This window comes from Microtetraspora sp. AC03309 (genome assembly GCF_020826795.1).
In the GTDB taxonomy this organism is placed as follows: domain Bacteria; phylum Actinomycetota; class Actinomycetes; order Streptosporangiales; family Streptosporangiaceae; genus Microtetraspora; species Microtetraspora glauca.
The window spans coordinates 1-18,548 of the sequence record NZ_JADDIL010000052.1; the positions used below are offsets into that span (position 1 = coordinate 1).

Sequence of the window (18,548 nt, forward strand, 5' to 3'; positions counted from 1 at the left end):
ATCCGGCCCTGCCCCCGGACCGCTTTCCTCCCTGCCCGCCGGGCACCGTCGCCCCCCACCCGGCGGCGCCGTACCCGACGGTGCCCGGCGGGCAGGGAGGAAAGCGGTCCGGGGGCAGGGCCGGATTGGCGGCGGTCGCCGTGGTGGCCGCGCTGGCCGTCGTCGCCGTGGTGGCCTGGCTCGCGCTGCGGCCCGGCGACACGAGCGGCCCGACCGTCCCGATCGCGGGGAGGACGAGCGAGGGCATGCCCTCGCCGTCGCCGTCGCCGTCGCCCAGCCCGACGCCTTCCGCCGTGCCCACCACCGGCCTGACCACCACCAAGCTGCCGGGTGTGCGGGCCACGCTCTACGAGCACCCCACCGACCCGATGACCCTGATCTACTACGAGGTCGAGGACACCGCCAAGAACACCTGGATCAACTACCCCCGGAACTCGCGTACCGGATCGTTCACCAAGAGCACGAAGTACTGGCAGCAGTCGATCTCCCCCGACGGGACGCTCTCCGCCGGGCGGAACAAGAACTACACCGACGACGACTTCCACGGCATCGACATCGTCACCAGGGCCACCGGCAAGGTCCGCACGGTCAAGACCGTGAAGAGCCCGCTGACCTACGAGTACGCCGAATGGACGAGGGACGGCGGCCGCCTGCTGCTCAGCATCAGGAACCCGGGCGGCAGCACCTGGACCACCAAGGGGTTCGTCGTCATCGACATCGCGACCGGCAAGGCGCGGGTGAAGCAGATCAACGATCCGGCGATCAAGGAGGGCCGGTTCTACTGGAGCGGCGACGAGACCACGGTCGCCACGTACTTCCAGAGCGGCAAGAAGGCCGGGGTCCGCTTCTACGACCTCGACGGTGAGGTCGTCAGGACGCTCGACCACGTCGGCACGCCGTACAACACGTCCTCCGGGCTGTTCTCACCGTCGGGCGAGTCGCTCGTCACCGACTGCCCGGACGCGACGAGCAAGGTCTGCGTGTGGGACGCCACCTCCGGAACCGAGACGACCAGGTTCGGTTCCGACTGCTCCAAGGTGCTCGGCTGGTGGGACACGGCGCACGTGTTCTGCTGGACCACGCCCAGCTCCGGCAAGGCGAGCGTGATCGTCGTCGACCTCGACGGGGCCACCGTGCGGACACTGCTGGACACCAGCCAGGCGGATCTCCTCGGTCCCTTCTACGTACGTGCCGGGATCGGCTGATCGTCACCGCCGCGAGAGGGGCGGGAGGGCGCTGAACCTCCGCCGGAGGTGATCCGTCGTAGGTGGCATGAGGACAACGATTCGTACGGCGGGGGCCGTCGCACTCGCCGGGCTGCTCGCCGCGGCGTGTTCCGGAGGCCGTGCGGCGTCCACCCCCGCCGCCGTCGACCTGAGCGGCAAGGTCCGCCTGGTCTCCTACACGAGCTGCGACGACATGCTGGCCGGGCTGCGGCAGGCGACGCTGAAGAACGTGAGCGAGTGGGGCCTCGGCAACGCCGTTCCGTTCATGGCCAGGGACACGGCGCTGGGCAAGCAGGCGGTGCCGGAGCAGGCGCACTCCACCACGAACGTGCAGGAGGCCGGGGTCGACGAGCCCGACCTGGTCAAGACCGACGGCAAGCGTGTGATCGCCGTCAGCCGCGGCGTGCTGCGGGTAGTCGACGCCGCGACCCGCGAGGTCACCGGGCGACTCCGGCTCCTCAAGGAGGAGGACAGCTGGGCCCCGGCGGACCTGCTGGTCTCCGGGGACCGCGCGCTCGTGCTGGTCCAGAGCGGCGGCATCATCCCGTTCGGCGCGATGGCCAAGATCAGGCCGGGAGCCGAAGGGCCGAGGTACATGCTCGTCGATCTTTCCGGCCCTCCGAAGCTGATCGGCACGCTCAGCGCCCGCGGCTCGCACATCGACGCCCGCCAGGTCGGCTCCACCGTACGGATCGTCGTCAGGTCCCAGCCCGAGATCGCGTTCCCACAGCAGAAGCCGGACGCGACCGTCCCGCAGATGATCGACGCCAACCGCGAGGCCGTGCGCACCGCCCCCATCGACGCCTGGCTGCCGCGGTTCGAGATCGCTTCCGGGGGCGAGAGCCGTACGGACCGGGTGAAGTGCGAGCACGTCAGCCACCCGGTGGAGTTCACCGGCACGTCGATGCTGACCGTGTTCACCGTGGACCTCGGCGGATCGCTCGGCGCGGTCCCGCCGATCAGCGTGGCGGCCGACGGCGACACCGTGTACGGCACGGGCGACAGCCTCTACGTGACCAGCAACCCCAACTGGTGGTTCCGTCCGATGCCGGTCGACGACGTCGCCGAACAGCCGGCGACCGGTGAACCGACGCCGACGGCTGAACCGGCGTCGACGGGTGAACCGGCCGCCCCCGCGGCCGGCCCTTCGGGTACGGCCGTCGCCCCCCAGGTGGAGCCGAGCACAGCACCCGCCGAGGAGGTCACACCCACGCCGCCCACCATGGTCGAGCCGGCCGAGACCCCAACGGAGACCCCAACGGAGACTCCCACGGAGACTCCCACGGAGACTCCCACGGAGACTCCCACCGGGACGGTCGCCCCCAAGAGCGAGCCGAGCGGATACCCCGCGGAAACCCCCACCCCCACCGCTCCTCCGGAGCAGACCGAGGTGCACCGGTTCGACATCACCGGTACGGGAATGCCGCGCTATGTCAGCTCCGGCGTCGTGCCCGGACGGCTGCTGAACCAGTACTCGCTGTCGGAACACGCGGGTCATCTGCGGGTGGCGACCACCTCCAACGCCGAGGTCTTCGGCGGTGCCGCGGACAAGAGTTCGAGCGGGGTCTACGTGCTCAAGGCCGACACGCTGGCCAGGGTGGGCGCGGTGACCGGCCTCGGAAAGGGTGAGCGGATCTACTCCGTGCGTTTCATCGGCGAGGTCGGCTACGTCGTCACCTTCCGCCAGGTGGACCCCCTCTACACGCTCGACCTGCGCGACCCGGCGGCGCCCAAGGTCACCGGCGAGCTGAAGATCTCGGGGTACTCGTCGTACCTGCACCCGGCGGGCGACGGACGGCTGCTCGGCGTCGGCCAGGAGGCGAGCGATCAGGGCCGGGTCCTCGGCACCCAGATCTCGCTGTTCGACGTCGCCGATCCCACGAACCCGCGGCTGCTCTCCCGGTTCCACCAGCGGAACTCGGGCTCCGACGCCGAGTGGGATCCCCACGCGTTCCTCTACTGGCCGCAGACCGGGCTGGCGATGCTGCCGCTGCAGAACTACAACGCCGACTGGAGGAAGGGCAGCTCCGCGCTGGTGCTCAAGGTCGGCGACGGCGCGATCGCGAAGACCGGCACGATCAGGCACCCGGGCGTCACGGGCAAGGACGACGTCGCCGCGGTGAACCCCGGCATCCGCCGCTGCGTCGTCATCGGGGACAGCGTCTGGACGGTCTCCGAACTCGGCCTCAAGGTGAGCGACGCCGCCACGCTCGCCGACCAGGCGTGGATCCCGTTCACCTGACGGCCGCGACCGTTTCGTGGATCTCCGCCGCGGCGAAGATCCACGGAACACGACCTACGCCGGACGGCCCTCCGGGACGGCGACCGGCACGATCTCCGGGGCGCCGAGCCTGATGGCGTCGGCCTCCCGGTCGGTGTCCTGCTCCTGGGAGTCCCTCTCGGCCTGGACCCGTTTGGTGTAGTACTCGACCTCACGCCTGACATGGTCGGCGTCCCAGCCGAGCGGGTCGGCCATGAGTTCGGCCACCTCCTGTGCGACGGCGACGCCCCGGTGGAAGGTCTCGATCGAGATGCGGGTGCGCCGGGTCAGCACGTCGTTGAGGTGCCGGGCGCCCTCGTGCGTGGCCGCGTAGACGACCTCCGCGCGGAGGTGGTCGTCCGCCCCGGCGAGCGGCCGCGCGAGCGACGGGTCGCGCTCGATGAGCACCAGCACCTCGTCGATCAGCGAGCCGTACCGCTGGAGCAGGTGCTCGATCCGCGCGACGTGCAGGCCGGAGGACTGGGCCAGGCGGTGCCGGGAGTTCCACAGCGCCTGGTACCCCTCCGCGCCCACGAGCGGCACCTGGTCGGTACAGGACTGCGGGACACGCTGGTCCAGGCCGTGGGCGACGGCGTCCACCGCGTCGCTCGCCATGACGCGGTACGTCGTGAACTTCCCTCCGGCGATCATGACGAGTCCGGGCACCGGATGGGTGACGACGTGCTCGCGCGACAGTTGCGAGGTCTGCTCGGACTCCCCCGCGAGCAACGGGCGCAGCCCGGCGTAGACGCCCTCGACGTCGTCCCGGGACAGCGGCACCGCCAGCACCTCGTTGACGTGGTCGAGCACGTAGTCGATGTCCGCGCGCGAGGCGGCCGGGTGCGCCTTGTCCAGCGTCCACTCGGTGTCGGTGGTCCCGATGATCCAGTGCCGGCCCCACGGGATCACGAACAGCACCGACTTCTCGGTGCGCAGGATGATCCCGGTGAGCGAGTGGATCCGGTCGCGGGGAACCAGGAGGTGCACGCCCTTGGACGCCCTGACGTGGATCTGGCCGCGCCCGCCGACGAGTTCCTGGATGTCGTCGGTCCATACGCCGGTGGCGTTGACCACCTGCCGGGCGCGCACGTCGAACTCGGCCCCGGTCTCCAGGTCGCGTACCCGCACGCCGGTGACGCGCTCCCCTTCGCGCAGGAAGCCGACGACCTGGCTGCGCGACGCCGCGTACGCCCCGTAGGTCGCGGCGGTGCGCAACAGGGTCATCACGTAGCGGGCGTCGTCCACCTGGGCGTCCCAGTACTGCACCGCGCCGGTGAAGGCCGACTTGCGCAACGACGGCGCGACCCGCAGCGCCCGCCTCCGGGACAGGTGGCGGTGCCCCGGTACACCGCGGGTGATGCCGAACGAGAGCCCCAGCGTGTCGTACAGCAGCAGCCCGGCACCGATGTACGGCCGTTCCCACCCGGCGTGGGTCAGCGGGAACAGGAAGGGGACGGGCCTGACCAGGTGCGGGGCGATCCGCTGGAGCAGCAGCCCGCGCTCCCGCAGCGCCTCCCTGACCAGGTCGAAGTTGAGCTGCTCGAGATATCGCAGTCCACCGTGGATGAGCTTCGACGAGCGCGACGAGGTGCCGGAGGCGAAGTCGCGCGCCTCCAGCAGCCCCACCGACAACCCACGGGTCGCGGCGTCCAGCGCGACGCCCGCGCCCACCACTCCGCCTCCGACCACGACGACGTCGAGTTCCTGTGCCGCCATCTGGGCCAGTGCGCCCGCACGCTCGGCCGGGCCGAGCCGCGCCGCGCCTGTTCGCGCCGTCATAGGGCTCCTCTTGAGGTACGGCAGTCGCCTTACGTTATGGGAGTTCTACCCCGTTTTGTCCGGCAAAACTACTCGCGAGTAGCCCAGCCCGCACCCCTCGCCGCGTCTATTGCCGCGCCTCCGGCACGGCGGACTCGGGGCGCCCTCGAGACGGCGGCTTTCCTCATCACTCGGGACTCGTCGCCCGATGTCACTCTGCACAATTCTGCGCGTTTCTGCTATAGATGATGCAGAAACACTCAAAGAGGAGCATGCTTTGACCACTCACACCGAGGCGGAGATCGCGTCCCAGCCCGACTGCTGGCGCAGGGCGATCGAGCTGGCCTCCGAGGCCGGTACGGCACTGCCGCGCGAAGGCGAGCGAGTCGCCGTCGTCGGATGCGGCACCTCGTGGTTCGTCGCCCAGGCGTACGCCGTACTGCGCGAACGGGCCGGCCACGGCGAGACCGACGCCTTCGCCGCCTCGGAGATGCCCACCGGCCGCGGCTACGACCGGATCCTCGCGCTGACCCGCTCCGGGACCACCACCGAGGTGCTCGACCTGCTCCGCGACACCACGACGGCGACCAGCGCGATCACCGCCGACCCCGCGACGCCCGTCATGTCGCTTGCCGACGAGGTCGTGGTGCTGGACTTCGCCGACGAGCGGTCCGTCGTCCAGACCCGTTTCGCCACCACGCAGCTCGCCCTGCTCCGCGCCCACCTCGGGGAGGACCTCACCCGGGCCGTCGCCGACGCCGAGGAGGCCCTCGCCGAGCCGGTGGCGGCCGAGTTGGTCGACGCCGAGCAGTTCACCTTCCTCGGCCGGGGCTGGACCTGCGGCCTGGCCACCGAGGCCGCGCTGAAGATGCGCGAGGCCGCCCGCTCCTGGACCGAGAGCTATCCGGCGATGGAGTACCGCCACGGCCCGATCAGCATCGCGGGCCCGGGCCGGATCACCTGGATGCTCGGGCAGGACGTCCCCCAGGGCCTCGCCGACCAGGTCGCGGCGACCGGCGGCGTCTTCCTCTCCACCCGCAGGGACGCCATGGCTGAGCTCGTGAAGATCCAGCGTGTCGCCGTCGAGAGGGCCAGGGCCCGCGGCCTCGACCCGGACGAGCCGCTGCACCTCACCCGCTCGGTGATCCTCGACTCGTGAGCCGCGCCCGGTCGCGGCAGGATGGACCCATGAACGAGGACTCCGGGAACCGATCACCGCGGCCGCAGCGGGCGAGGAGGGCGGCATGAGCATCACTCTTTCCGACGCCCGCGTCGTCACTCTCGACGGCGAGCACGACGGATGGCTCACCATCGAGGACGGCCGCATCACCCACATCGGCCACGGCCCCGCGCCGGGGAACGGCCACAGCCTGGGCGGCCGCCTGATCGTCCCGGGCTTCGTCGACATCCACAACCACGGCGGGGCCGGCGGCTCGTTCCCCGACGGCGACCCCGGCACCGCCGCCGAGGTCGCGGCGTTCCACCTGGGCAAGGGGACGACCACCATGGTCGCCAGCCTCGTCACCGCTCCGCCCGACCGGCTCGCCCGCACGGCGTCCGCGCTGGCCGACCTCTGCGAGCAGGGCCTCCTCGCCGGCATCCACTTCGAGGGTCCGTACATCTCCAAGAGCAGGTGCGGCGCGCACGACCCGACGCTGCTGCGCGAGCCGTCACGCGAGGAGGTCCACCACCTGCTCAAGGCGGGCAGGGGACACGTCCGGATGCTGACGATCGCCGCCGAGCTGCCGCACGCGCTCGACGTCATCAGGGACGCCGCGGCCGAGGGCGTGATCGCCGCCCTCGGGCACAGCGAGGCCGGCTACGACCAGACGATCGCGGGCATCGAAGCGGGCGCCAGCGTGGCGACCCACCTCTACAACGCGATGCCGCAGCTCGGCCATCGCAGCCCCGGCCCCATCGCCGCCCTGCTGCAGGACGACCGGGTCACGGTCGAGCTCATCAACGACGGCGTCCACGTGCATCCGGCGATGCTGGGGCTGGCCATGCGGGTCGCCGGCGCGGGCCGTACGGCGCTGATCACCGACGCGATGGCGGCGGCGGGGATGGGCGACGGGCGATACCCGCTCGGCCCGATGACCGTCGACGTGACGGACGGGGTGGCGCGCATCACCGACGGCGGCTCCATCGCGGGCAGCACGCTCACCATGGACGTCGCGTTCAAGCGGACGGTCGAGCTGGTCGGCATGGCGCCCGCCGAGGTGGCCAGGATGGCGTCCCTCACCCCCGCGCGTGTCCTCGGTCTCGACCACGAGATCGGCTCGATCACCGTCGGCAAGTACGCCGACCTGGTGGTGCTCGGCGACACGCTGGAGGTCGAGGGCGTCATGCGCCGCGGCGCCTGGGTGCACCGCCCGGCCTGAGGCACAGACCCCCCGGGGACAGACCAGCCGGTGTTCTGCCCCGGAGAACGAAAGCGGGCCCCTCTGATCGAGGGGCCCGCGGATCGTCAGCGTGCCTGGTCCGGAGCGGAGCGGGTCGGCGCCGGAGCGAAGCGGGTCAGCGCTGGGGCGGCGCGACGACGACCTCGACGCGCTGGAACTCCTTCAGGTCGGAGTAACCCGCGGTCGCCATCGTGCGCTTGAGCGCGCCCATGAGGTTCATGGAGCCGTCGGCGAGCGACGAGGGGCCGTGCAGGATCTCCTGCAGCGTCCCGATGGTGCCGAACTCGACACGCTTGCCGCGCGGCAACTCGGGGTGGTGCGCTTCGGAGCCCCAGTGGAAGCCACGGCCGGGCGCCTCCGTCGCGCGGGCGAGCGGCGAGCCCACCATGACCGCGTCGGCGCCGCAGGCGATGGCCTTGGCGATGTCACCGGAGCCGCCCATGCCGCCGTCGGCGATCACGTGCACGTACCGTCCGCCCGACTCGTCCATGTAGTCGCGGCGGGCGGCGGCCACGTCCGAGATCGCGGTGGCCATCGGCACGACCACGCCGAGCACGTTCCGCGTGGTGTGCGAGGCGCCGCCGCCGAAGCCGACGAGCACGCCCGCGGCACCGGTCCGCATGAGGTGCAGCGCCGCGGTGTAGGTGGCGCAACCGCCCACGATCACCGGGACGTCCAGCTCGTAGATGAACTGCTTGAGGTTCAACGGCTCGGCCCGGCCGGACACGTGCTCGGCCGAGACCGTCGTCCCGCGGATCACGAAGATGTCCACACCGGCGTCGATCACGGCCTTGTGGTGCCGCACCGTCTTCTGCGGCGAGAGCCGTACCGCGGTGGTGACGCCCGCGGCGCGGATCTCCTCGATGCGGCGGCCGATCAGCTCGTCGTCGATCGGCGCCGTGTAGATCTCCTGCAGCCGCCGGGTGGCCGCGTCCCGGTCGAGGGTCGCCACCTCTTCGAGCAGCGGCGTCGGGTCCTCGTACCGCGTCCACAGCCCTTCGAGGTCCAGTACGGCGAGGCCACCGAGCCGCCCGATCTGGATCGCCGTCTTCGGGGACACGACGCTGTCCATGGGGCTGACCACCACGGGCAGGTCGAACCGGTAGGCGTCGATCTGCCAGGAGATCGAGACCTCCTCGGGGTCGCGGGTACGCCGGGACGGCACGATGCCGATCTCGTCCAACGCGTACGCGCGCCGCCCGCTCTTGCCGCGCCCGATCTCCACCTGAGTCATATCGTCCTACTCTTTCCCATCCATACGTGTACGGCTCCCGCCGAGTGGCGGCAGCCGTACCGGCGTCACGGTGGCTCGCCGTCCGTGACAGAACTTATCGGCGGTGGTAGTTGGGCGCCTCGACGGTCATCTGGATGTCGTGCGGGTGGCTCTCCTTCAGACCCGCCGCCGTGATCGGCATGAGCTGCGCCTTCTCGTGCATCTCGGGGATCGTGCGCGAGCCGGTGTACCACATGCCCTGGCGCAGCCCGCCGACGAGCTGGTGGGCGACCGCCGCGACCGGGCCGCGGTAGGGAACCTGCCCCTCGATGCCCTCGGGGATGTACTTGTCCTCGCCGCTCACGTCGCCCTGGGCGTACCGGTCCTTGCTGAAGGACGTGCCGCCGCGCTCGCGGTTGCGCACCGCGCCGAGCGAGCCCATGCCGCGGTACGACTTGAACTGCTTGCCGTTGATGAAGATCAGCTCACCGGGCGACTCCTCGCAGCCGGCGAGCAGCGAGCCCAGCATGACGGTGTCCGCGCCGACGGCCAGCGCCTTGGCGATGTCCCCGGAGTACTGCAGGCCGCCGTCGCCGATGACCGGGACGCCCGCGGGCGCGCAGGCGAGCGACGCCTCGTAGATGGCGGTGAGCTGCGGCGCGCCCACGCCCGCGACCACGCGGGTGGTGCAGATCGAGCCGGGGCCCACACCCACCTTCACCGCGTCGGCACCGGCGTCGACGAGCATCTGAGCCCCCGCGCGGGTGGAGATGTTGCCGCCTATGACATCGACGGTGCTGTTGGCCTTCATCTTCGCGATCATGTCGGCGAGGCCCTTGGAGTGGCCGTGGGCGACATCCACGATGATCACATCGACACCCGCCTCGACGAGCGCCTTGGCACGCCGTTCGGCCTCGTCGCCGACACCGATCGCGGCGCCCACGACCAACCGGCCGTTGGCATCCTTGGTGGCCAGCGGGTACTGCTCGCTCTTGGTGAAGTCCTTGACCGTCATGAGACCCCGCAGCCGGCCGGCCTCGTCGACCAGGGGCAGCTTCTCGACCTTGTTCTTGCGCAGCAGCCGGAACGCCTCGTCGCGCGACACCCCGACGGGAGCGGTGACCAGCGGCATCCGCGTCATCACCTCGCGGACCGGCCGGTTCTGGTCGGCCTCGAACCGCATGTCACGGTTGGTCACGATGCCCACCAGGACGCCGTCGGCGTCGGTGACCGGTACGCCGGAGATGCGATAGGTGGCGCAGAGCCGTTCGACGTCGGCGAGGGTGTCATCGGGGGTGCAGGTCACCGGGTTGGTGACCATTCCCGCCTCCGAGCGTTTCACCAGGTCGGCCTGCGTCGCCTGATCCTCGATCGACAAGTTGCGGTGCAGGATGCCGATCCCACCCTGGCGGGCCATCGCCACCGCCATCCGCGCCTCGGTCACCGTGTCCATCGCCGCGGAGACCAGCGGAATGCGCAGCGTGACGTTTCGCGACAGACGGGTCGTCGTATCAGCCTCACCGGGCTGTAGATCCGAATACGCCGGGACCAACAGCACGTCGTCGAACGTGTATCCCTGTGCGGTGAACTTGGCCATCCGTGACCCCTCCTTCGCCTCGGCGGAGCCCTCGCCAGCCCCCGGAGCAAGTGTAGTGGCCCCGTTCAAACCTCCTTGTCAAGGCATGAGGTGCAAAAAGAAGTGGGGGGACCGGCTGACCGGTCCCCCCACCATCGGCAACAATCGCGATCCCGCGACCCGAGCCCCCCTCCGCGCCCGGTGACGCCGGATCGCGGTAAATTGCCGACGCTGTGTTAAGACTGCGTCACAATCCGTTGATGTGCAATGTCTCACCCTGCAACTGCACAAAGCTGCACCCGCGTTCCGGCGAATGCCTGAAGTTGCGGACAGGCCAGGACCGCGGGGATATTCTCGCCACGCGGCGCCCCGGAGCAGTTTCCCGCGTGACCCGCCGCGCCTGGCGACCCGAGCGCGCGGAGCGAGCCATGAACACGACGCGAAACGCCGACCCCCTCCAAGCCCTCGGCCTCGACGAGGCGGAGACCGCCGTGTACACCACCGTGCTGCGGCTGCACCGTGCGACGCTCGACGAGGTCGCCCAGGCCGTGGACGAGCCCGTGGAGCGGGTGGCCGGCCTCCTGTCCACGCTCATCCGGCTCGGAGCCGTCGACGAGGCCAGCGGGGAGTACCTCGCCCGCCATCCCGCGGCCCCGGTCGGCCGGCTGGTCGCCGAACGGCTCGCCCTGCTGGCCCTGCAGAGCCGCCAGATCGACGAGATGCTCGCGGCGGTCGGTGATCTCGCGCACCACTATGACTCCGGGCGCGACTACCGCACGGGCGAGCTGCACGTGCGTCCTGTGAGCGGCGCCGACCAGCTCTACGAGGCCGTGATCCGGCTGGCCAGGCGGGCCCCCGGGAAGGACCTGGTGGCCGCCCTCCCCGACCGGCGTACGGCCGGGGACTTCTTCGAGAAATACGCCGACATGTGGATTAGCGCGATCAAGGAAGGCAGCCTGACCTCGCGCCTGATCGTCCCGGTCTCCGCGCTCGGCGCCCCCGGCTTCCGAGAGGTCGCCGGACTCCTCAACCGGGCCGGCTCCGAGGTCCGCTCCCTCGACCAGGTGCCGAGCTGGTTCTTCGCGCTCGGCGACGACGCGGCCGGGCTGCCCGTCCAATGGGGCGCCTCTCCCTCCGAACACGCCTACAACTGCTCGCTGGTCCAGTCGCCCGTCGTCGTCGGCTCACTCCGCGCCCTGTTCACGGAGCTGTGGGGCCGTGCCGTGCCGGTCGCGCATCCGGGAGGCACCATCCAGGTGCTGCGGCTCGCGGCCCAGGGCCTCTCCGACGAGACGATCGCCCGGCACCTCGGCCTTTCCGTCCGCACCGTACGCGCCAGGTTCGCCGAGGCCATCGCCGAGCTGGGCGCCAACTCGCGATTCCAGGCCGGCGTGGAGGCCAGCCGCCGGGCCTGGCTCTGACCGGCCGCCTCCCGGACCACCTCCTCCGACCACCCCTCCGACCACCCCTCAGACCACGCCTCGGACCACCCACTCGGACCGCCTCCCGATCCGCCCGGAGGAACCGGTTCCGTACGAGCCGGTCAAAGCGTGTGGACCGGCCCGAGTGGGCCCACTTCCACTCGCCGGAGCGGGCCGGGTCATAAGGTGGGGTGGTGCTGGAAGACGTCCCCCGCGATCCTTTCGCGGACGACCCGAACGATCCGTCGGCGGAGCTGGGCGAACCCGACGACCAGGAACCGCTGACCCTCGCCGAGCGCGACGAGGCCCTGACCGACCTCGCCGACGTCGAGGTCTTCCGCTCGCTGCTCGAACCACAGGGCGTGCTCGGGTTGGTCCTCGACTGCCCGGAGTGCGGCGAGCAGCACTACTTCAACTGGGACCTGCTGAGGGGCAACCTCCGCCAGATGATCGACAACGGCCGGCCGCAGGTCCACGAGCCCGCCTTCCAACCGGACCCCAGCGACTACGTCAGCTGGGAGTACGCCCGGGGCTACGTCGACGGCGTGATCGACACCGAGGAGAGCCGATGACTGTCCACGTCGGCGATCAGCGCGCCTAGCAGGCGCACGGCGACGTCGCCCGCCTCCACACCGAAGGCGACGGACTCCCGCCGGGCCAGCGCGTCCAGAACGGCGTCGGTCCGCGCCACATCCGCATCCACTGCTGAATCGTCGCACGACCGCGGCCGGCGCGGCGCACGACCGCGGTGATCACGCAATCGACTCCAGTTCGGCCATCTGCCTGAGCCTGGTCAACGCCCGATGCTGGGCGACCCGCACGGCACCCGGTGACATGCCGAGCACGTTGCCGGTCTCCTCGGCCGACAGGCCCGACACCACCCGCAGGATCAGCAACTCGCGCTGGTTGTCCGGCAACCGCGACAACAACGCCCGCGCGTGCTCGGCCTCGATGTAGCGCACCACCGTCTCCTCCGGCCCCGGGCCGTCGTCCGGCCCGTCGGGAAGATCCTGGGTGGGTACGGCGGAACGCACCGAACTGCGCAGCGCGTCGGCGACCTTGTGCGAGGCGATCCCGAACACGAACGACGCGAACGGGCGGCCCATGTCCCGATAACGCGGCAAGGCGGACAGTACCGCGATGCACACTTCCTGAGCCACGTCGTCGGCGATGTGATAGTGACCGGAAACCCTTCCCAGTCGCGCACGGCAATAGCGCACCACCATCGGGCGCAGATGTCCCAGAAGCGATTCGATCGCGGTGCGATCTCCTTGTACGGCAAGGCTGGTCAGTTCCCTGAGGTCGGACTCATCCGATCTCGTCGCAAGCCTTACCCCAGTTGCGGCGTCGGCGACGCGTCCCTCGGTCACGTTAGGCATGATGCCCGCCACGATCGCGCATGTCGTCATGGTTAACGGCTACGGATTGGTCACATTGACGCGTCGATAACCGCACGTAATCGATTGAACACAACAGGGTTTGAATATTTCAGATGAATGGCCCAATAGGCAATTACATGTCAGATGTTCGACCGGCGCCGACGCCCGACGCCGCAGTTCGGTTTACACCAAAAAGAAGTACGGCTCTCGCCTCGGCGAGAGCCGTACTGTGCTACTTTGTCCCACCTTCGGCAGGACGGGCGTGAGGCCGGTCAGTGACCGTGGCCGTGGCCGTGGCCGTGGCCGTTGGCGGCCGCGGGGGCCTCCTCCTCGGGCTTGTCCACCACGAGAGCCTCGGTCGTGAGCAGCATGCCGGCGATGGACGCGGCGTTCTGCACGGCCGAACGGGTGACCTTGACCGGGTCGATGACACCCTGGGCGATCAGGTCGCCGTACTCGCCGGTCGCGGCGTTGAGGCCGTGGCCGACCGCCATCTCGGAGACCTTGGAGGTCACGACGTACCCCTCGAGGCCGGCGTTCTCGGCGATCCAGCGAGCCGGCTCGACGAGGGCCTTGCGGACGACCGTCACACCGGTGGCCTCGTCGCCGGACAGACCGAGGTCGTCCAGCTCCTTGGCCACGTGCACGAGCGCGGAGCCACCGCCGGAGACGATGCCCTCCTCGATCGCGGCGCGGGTCGCGGAGATCGCGTCCTCGAGACGGTGCTTCTTCTCCTTCAGCTCGACCTCGGTGGCCGCGCCGACCTTGAGCACGCAGACGCCGCCGGCGAGCTTCGCGAGACGCTCCTGGAGCTTCTCCCGGTCCCAGTCGGAGTCGGACTGCTCGATGGCGATCTTGATCTCCTTGACGCGGTCGTCGATCGCCTTGGCGTCACCGGCGCCGTCGACGATCGTGGTCGCGTCCTTGGTCACGACGATGCGCCGGGCGCTGCCCAGCACGTCGAGACCGACGTTGTCGAGCTTGAGACCGATCTCCTCGCTGACGACCTGGCCACCCGTGAGGATGGCGATGTCCTGCAGCATGGCCTTACGGCGGTCGCCGAAGCCCGGGGCCTTGACGGCCACGGAGGTGAAGGTGCCACGGATCTTGTTCGTCACCAGGACGGCCAGGGCCTCGCCCTCGACGTCCTCGGCGATGACGAGCAGCGGCTTCTTCGTCTGGACGACCTTCTCGAGGATCGGGAGGAAGTCCGCGATCGACGAGATCTTGCCCTGGGTGATCAGGACGTAGGGGTCGTCGAGGACCGCTTCCATCCGCTCGAGGTCGGTCGCCATGTGCGGCGACAGGTACCCCTTGTCGAACTGGAGGCCCTCGGTGAAGTCCAGCTCCAGGCCCATGGAGTTGGACTCCTCGACGGTGATGACACCGTCCTTGCCCACCTTGTCGAACGCCTCGGCGATCAGCTCGCCGATCTTGACGTCCTGGGCCGAGATCGTCGCGACATGCGCGATCTCCTGCTTGTCGGCGACGGGACGGGCGCCGTCGAGCAGCTTCTCGCTGACGGCCTTGGCCGCCAGGTCGATGCCGCGCTTGAGCGACAGCGGCTGGGCACCGGCGGCGACGTTGCGCAGGCCCTCACGGACCATCGCCTGGGCCAGCACGGTGGCGGTGGTCGTACCGTCACCGGCGACGTCGTTGGTCTTGGTCGCCACTTCCTTGGCGAGCTGGGCGCCGAGGTTCTCGTACGGCTTGTCCAGCTCGACCTCGCGAGCGATGGTGACACCGTCGTTGGTGATCGTGGGCGCACCGAACTTCTTGTCGATGACCACGTTCCGGCCACGGGGGCCGAGTGTAACCTTCACGGCGTCCGCGAGGGCGTTCACGCCACGCTCAAGAGCGCGCCGCGCGTCCTCCTCGAACTCCAGGATCTTGGGCATTCACGTCTCCTTACGAGCGCGTCGGAGCCCCGGGCACGTGCGTCCCGGGGCTCCTCATGCTTTGCGCGGCCTACTTCTCGATGATGGCGAGCACGTCACGGGCCGAGAGCACCAGGTACTCCTCGCCGCCGTACTTGACCTCGGTGCCGCCGTACTTGCTGTAGAGGACGACGTCGCCCTCCTTGACGTCGAGCGGAATCCGCTTCTCGCCGTCCTCGTCCCAGTTGCCCGGGCCCACCGCGAGGACCTTGCCCTCCTGCGGCTTCTCCTTGGCGGTGTCCGGGATGACCAGACCGGAAGCGGTGGTCTGCTCGGCCTCAAGCGGCTGGACCACGATGCGGTCACCAAGCGGCTTAACGGGAACCTTAGTGGCGGTCGTCACGATCGGACCTCCCCTTCAGATTGCGATGAATGAGCTGAAGAGGCGACCAGCGGCCTGCCGTCGCGGGTGTCAGACCTGTCTCGTCGCTGTTGGCACTCTCGCTAGGCGAGTGCCAACACGAAACAGTATGCAAGGGGGCCGTGACAGTCAACACGAACCCCCGTCGCAGGTCAGCTATGGCGTCCCACCGGCGCCGATTTCGCTCAGGGCGTCTTCCGTGGCACCGGCCGCGAGGTCTTCCACGATCCCGGGGCGTGACGGCGCCCAGCCGAGCTCCCGGCGCGCTCGGGCGCCGCTCACCCGCTGGCTCAGCGCGAGCGCGTCCGCGAACGGCCGCCCGAACACCTCCGCCGCCTGCTCGACGGGCCACGGCACGGCCCGCGCGCACGGCGTTCCGGCCGCGCGCGCCGCCGCCTCGGCGATGGTCGAGACCGGTACGCCCTCCTCCGCGACCGCGTGGAACAGGTCTCCCGGCCTGGCCCGCTCCAGGACGAGCGGGTAGAGGTCGGCGAGGTCCGCGACGTGGACGGCCGGCCACACGGGCGGCGGCCCTCCCGCGTGGACGTAGCGGCCGAGGCCGTACTCCGCCGCCTGGACGGTGAGCAGCGCGGGGATGCCCCTGCCGTACCCGTGCACGATGCCGGGGCGGATGACGAACCCCCCGCCGTCGAGCACGATCCGCTCCACGGCCGGCCGGTAGCCGACGAGCGGGAGGGGATCGACCGGAGCCTCCTCGGTGGCGGGTTCCCCGGTCCGGCCGAGCACCCAGACACCGCTGGTGTAGACGAGCGGCTTCCCCGTCGAGATGAGTGCCCGGACGGCCGCGACGTCGACCCGCTCGTCGCCGGTGGGGCTCGCCGCGTGGATCACCGCGTCGACGTCCGGCGTCACCGCCCCGATCAGGCTCTCCGGCTCGCGCAGGTCTCCGCGCCGCACGTCTCCGGTCAGGCCGCTTCCGGCCGGGTCCCGGACCAGCGCCACCACCTCGTGACCGCCACCGGCGAGCCGCTCCGCCACCGCGGCGCCGATGTACCCCGTCGCGCCGATCACCAGGACCTTCATCACTCTCACCTCGAACTTTTCGACATCAAATATTTCGATGCCGCAACACTAGTCGTCCATGTCGAATATTTCAACGTCGAAGTTTCCGCTAGCCTGCTGTGGAAGCCGAGAGCACATGGAGTGAGATGACCGGCATGCCCGACGCCGTGGACACGATCCTCGGCCAGTGGGCCCGTACGCGGCCCGACGTGGACTGCTCCCCGATGGGCGTGGTCGGCCGGATCTCGCGTGCCGCCCGCCTTCTGGAGAAGGAGACGCGAGAGCACTTCGCCGGGCACGGCCTGGAGCCGTGGGAGTTCGACGTGCTCGCGACGCTGCTCAGGTCCGGTCCCGAACACCGGCTCTGCATGGGTGACCTCGCCGCCGCGGTCATGGTCAGCTCGCCCGCGCTGACGAACCGCATCGGCCGCCTGGCGGCGAAGGGCCTGGTGCACCGCGAGGTCGCCCCCGGCAACCGGCGCATGGTCCTGATCACCCTCACCGATCAGGGGCTGGCCGTGGCGAACGACCTCCTCGACGGTCATGCGGCCAACGAGCGCCGTCTGCTGGCCGCGCTGTCCGGCGCGGAGCAGGATCGGCTCGCCGCCCTCCTGCGCGCGCTCCTCGTCTCCCTCGGGGACGCGGGGGAGGGCCCGGACCGTACGACTCCGGCGAAGCGATAGCGTCGGGAGCCGTGGACCTTGAGGCGTTCCGTGAGCTGCTGACACCCGAGGGGCGGACCGCGCTGGCCGAGGCCGTCCGTGTGGTGGCCGAGGGGCTCGATCCCGTGGCGGCGGCGACCACGCTGCGGCGCGTCCACGATCCCGCGCTCACGTCGGCCGCCCTGACCCAGGCCGCCCTCCGCCGCCGGGGAGAGGCCAAGTTCGGCGACGAGGCCGCGGTGATGTACTTCACACCCCACGGCCTCGAACAGGCGACCCGGACGGAGGTCGCCGCGCACCGCGCCCGCCGCGTCGCCGGCGCGGCGGGGCCGGGGGCGAGCGCGGCGGGACCGCGCGTGCTCGACGTGTGCTGCGGGATCGGCGGTGACCTGATCGCCCTCGCCCGCGCGGGCTGCGCCGTGGACGCGGTGGATCTCGATCCGCTCACCGCCGAGGTCGCCCTGGCCAACGCCGCCGCGCTCGGCCTCACCGACCGCGTCCAGGTGCGTACGGCCGACGCCGCGGACACCGATCCCTCGGCGTACGACGTGCTGTTCGCCGACCCGGCCAGGCGCGGCTCGCGCGGGCGGGTCTTCGACCCGATGGCCTACTCGCCCTCATGGCCGGCCACGCTGGAGCTGGCGTCGCGGGCTCCGGCGGCCTGCCTCAAGGTGGCGCCCGGCATCCCGTACGAACTCGTGCCCGAGGGGGCCGAGGCCGAGTGGGTCTCCTACAAGGGCGAGGTGAAGGAGGCGGCGATCTGGCTCGGCGGCTTCGCGCCCGCCCCCGACGACGAGAGCCCCGGTCGCGCGAGCACCGGCTTCTCCCGGCGGGCGACCCTGCTGCCGTCCGGCGAGACCCTCGTCCCGACCGGAGCGGAGGCGGACACCGGCCCGGTCGCGCGATACCTGTACGAGCCGGACGGGGCGGCGGTCCGCGCGCACCTGGTCGCGGAGGTGGCGGACCTGGTCGGAGGGCGACTCCTCGACCCGCGGATCGCCTACATCACAGGTGACGCGCTGGTGCGCACCCTCTGGGCCGCGGCCTACGAGGTGCACGAGGTCATGCCGTTCTCGTTGAAGGCGCTGCGCGCGGCTCTCCGGAAACGAGGCGTGGGGAATGCCACGATCAAGAAGCGCGGCTCCGCGGTCGATATCGAGCAATTGCGCCGAGATTTGCGGCTTTCTGGGGATAATTCAGTAGTAGTCGTGCTTACCCGGATCGCCGACCGCCCTTACGCGCTCATCTGCCAAGCCCTCTGACCTGGCATTACGGCAAATTATCGCAATCCATCGATAACCACGGTCTTTCACCGTCCCGCCGGAAAGCG

At 70.4% G+C, this 18,548-nt stretch carries 15 protein-coding genes and 1 pseudogene; 8 read left to right on the top strand and 8 right to left on the bottom strand.

What is annotated here, in order from left to right:
* Positions 1 to 1,205 (top strand): annotated as a pseudogene (locus tag IMZ11_RS27020) (hypothetical protein); the annotation flags it as partial.
* Positions 1,206 to 1,272: 67 nt separating this feature from the next.
* Entirely contained in the window at positions 1,273 to 3,468 is a 2,196-nt protein-coding gene (locus IMZ11_RS27025) for a beta-propeller domain-containing protein (protein ID WP_228645249.1), read from the top strand.
* 54 nt (positions 3,469 to 3,522) lie between these two features.
* Here the strand turns inward: IMZ11_RS27025 and IMZ11_RS27030 are convergent, their stop codons facing one another.
* Positions 3,523 to 5,265 carry a glycerol-3-phosphate dehydrogenase/oxidase gene (locus tag IMZ11_RS27030; RefSeq protein ID WP_228645250.1) on the bottom strand — a complete coding sequence of 581 codons (1,743 nt, stop codon included), beginning with the start codon at positions 5,263 to 5,265 and terminating at the stop codon, positions 3,523 to 3,525.
* A gap of 256 nt (positions 5,266 to 5,521) precedes the next feature.
* Here IMZ11_RS27030 and IMZ11_RS27035 point away from each other — a divergent pair, with 256 nt between their 5' ends.
* Positions 5,522 to 6,403, top strand: coding sequence for an SIS domain-containing protein (locus IMZ11_RS27035; protein ID WP_228645251.1), 882 nt, complete (start codon positions 5,522 to 5,524; stop codon positions 6,401 to 6,403).
* 85 nt (positions 6,404 to 6,488) lie between these two features.
* The gene (gene nagA / locus IMZ11_RS27040; RefSeq protein ID WP_228645252.1) at positions 6,489 to 7,625 is read left to right on the top strand and encodes an N-acetylglucosamine-6-phosphate deacetylase; all 1,137 of its coding nucleotides are present in this window, start codon (positions 6,489 to 6,491) and stop codon (positions 7,623 to 7,625) included.
* A gap of 136 nt (positions 7,626 to 7,761) precedes the next feature.
* On the opposite strand, the gene IMZ11_RS27045 is transcribed toward nagA, so the two are convergent.
* Both IMZ11_RS27045 and guaB read right to left on the bottom strand, forming a co-directional pair.
* Positions 7,762 to 8,880 (bottom strand): GuaB3 family IMP dehydrogenase-related protein, encoded by a 1,119-nt coding sequence (locus tag IMZ11_RS27045; RefSeq protein ID WP_228645253.1) that lies wholly within the window; start codon positions 8,878 to 8,880, stop codon positions 7,762 to 7,764.
* A gap of 94 nt (positions 8,881 to 8,974) precedes the next feature.
* Positions 8,975 to 10,456: an IMP dehydrogenase gene (gene guaB, locus IMZ11_RS27050; RefSeq protein WP_228645254.1), complete on the bottom strand. Its 1,482-nt coding sequence runs from the start codon at positions 10,454 to 10,456 to the stop codon at positions 8,975 to 8,977.
* A 407-nt stretch (positions 10,457 to 10,863) separates the two neighbouring features.
* Here guaB and IMZ11_RS27055 point away from each other — a divergent pair, with 407 nt between their 5' ends.
* Together IMZ11_RS27055 and IMZ11_RS27060 are read left to right on the top strand one after the other, a co-directional pair.
* Entirely contained in the window at positions 10,864 to 11,856 is a 993-nt protein-coding gene (locus IMZ11_RS27055; RefSeq protein WP_228645255.1) for a helix-turn-helix domain-containing protein, read from the top strand.
* A gap of 194 nt (positions 11,857 to 12,050) precedes the next feature.
* Positions 12,051 to 12,428, top strand: coding sequence for a DUF5319 domain-containing protein (locus IMZ11_RS27060; protein ID WP_228645256.1), 378 nt, complete (start codon positions 12,051 to 12,053; stop codon positions 12,426 to 12,428).
* On the opposite strand, the gene IMZ11_RS27065 is transcribed toward IMZ11_RS27060, so the two are convergent.
* From IMZ11_RS27065 to IMZ11_RS27085, 5 genes are all read right to left on the bottom strand, one after another.
* Entirely contained in the window at positions 12,389 to 12,559 is a 171-nt protein-coding gene (locus IMZ11_RS27065) for a hypothetical protein (protein ID WP_228645257.1), read from the bottom strand. The two genes, IMZ11_RS27060 and IMZ11_RS27065, sit on opposite strands and share 40 nt — an antisense overlap.
* 49 nt (positions 12,560 to 12,608) lie before the next feature.
* The gene (locus IMZ11_RS27070) at positions 12,609 to 13,235 is read right to left on the bottom strand and encodes a sigma-70 family RNA polymerase sigma factor (protein ID WP_228645294.1); all 627 of its coding nucleotides are present in this window, start codon (positions 13,233 to 13,235) and stop codon (positions 12,609 to 12,611) included.
* Positions 13,236 to 13,507: 272 nt separating this feature from the next.
* Positions 13,508 to 15,133: a chaperonin GroEL gene (groL, locus tag IMZ11_RS27075; RefSeq protein ID WP_228645258.1), complete on the bottom strand. Its 1,626-nt coding sequence runs from the start codon at positions 15,131 to 15,133 to the stop codon at positions 13,508 to 13,510.
* Between the two features lie 70 nt (positions 15,134 to 15,203).
* The gene (groES, locus tag IMZ11_RS27080) at positions 15,204 to 15,518 is read right to left on the bottom strand and encodes a co-chaperone GroES (RefSeq protein ID WP_082776538.1); all 315 of its coding nucleotides are present in this window, start codon (positions 15,516 to 15,518) and stop codon (positions 15,204 to 15,206) included.
* Between the two features lie 171 nt (positions 15,519 to 15,689).
* Entirely contained in the window at positions 15,690 to 16,577 is an 888-nt protein-coding gene (locus IMZ11_RS27085) for an NAD-dependent epimerase/dehydratase family protein (RefSeq protein ID WP_228645259.1), read from the bottom strand.
* A 125-nt stretch (positions 16,578 to 16,702) separates the two neighbouring features.
* Between IMZ11_RS27085 and IMZ11_RS27090 the strand changes: the two genes are divergently transcribed.
* Positions 16,703 to 17,239, top strand: coding sequence for a MarR family transcriptional regulator (locus tag IMZ11_RS27090; RefSeq protein ID WP_308066847.1), 537 nt, complete (start codon positions 16,703 to 16,705; stop codon positions 17,237 to 17,239).
* An 11-nt stretch (positions 17,240 to 17,250) separates the two neighbouring features.
* The gene (locus tag IMZ11_RS27095) at positions 17,251 to 18,480 is read left to right on the top strand and encodes a class I SAM-dependent methyltransferase (RefSeq protein ID WP_228645260.1); all 1,230 of its coding nucleotides are present in this window, start codon (positions 17,251 to 17,253) and stop codon (positions 18,478 to 18,480) included.
* The last annotated feature ends 68 nt before the right edge of the window (positions 18,481 to 18,548 follow it).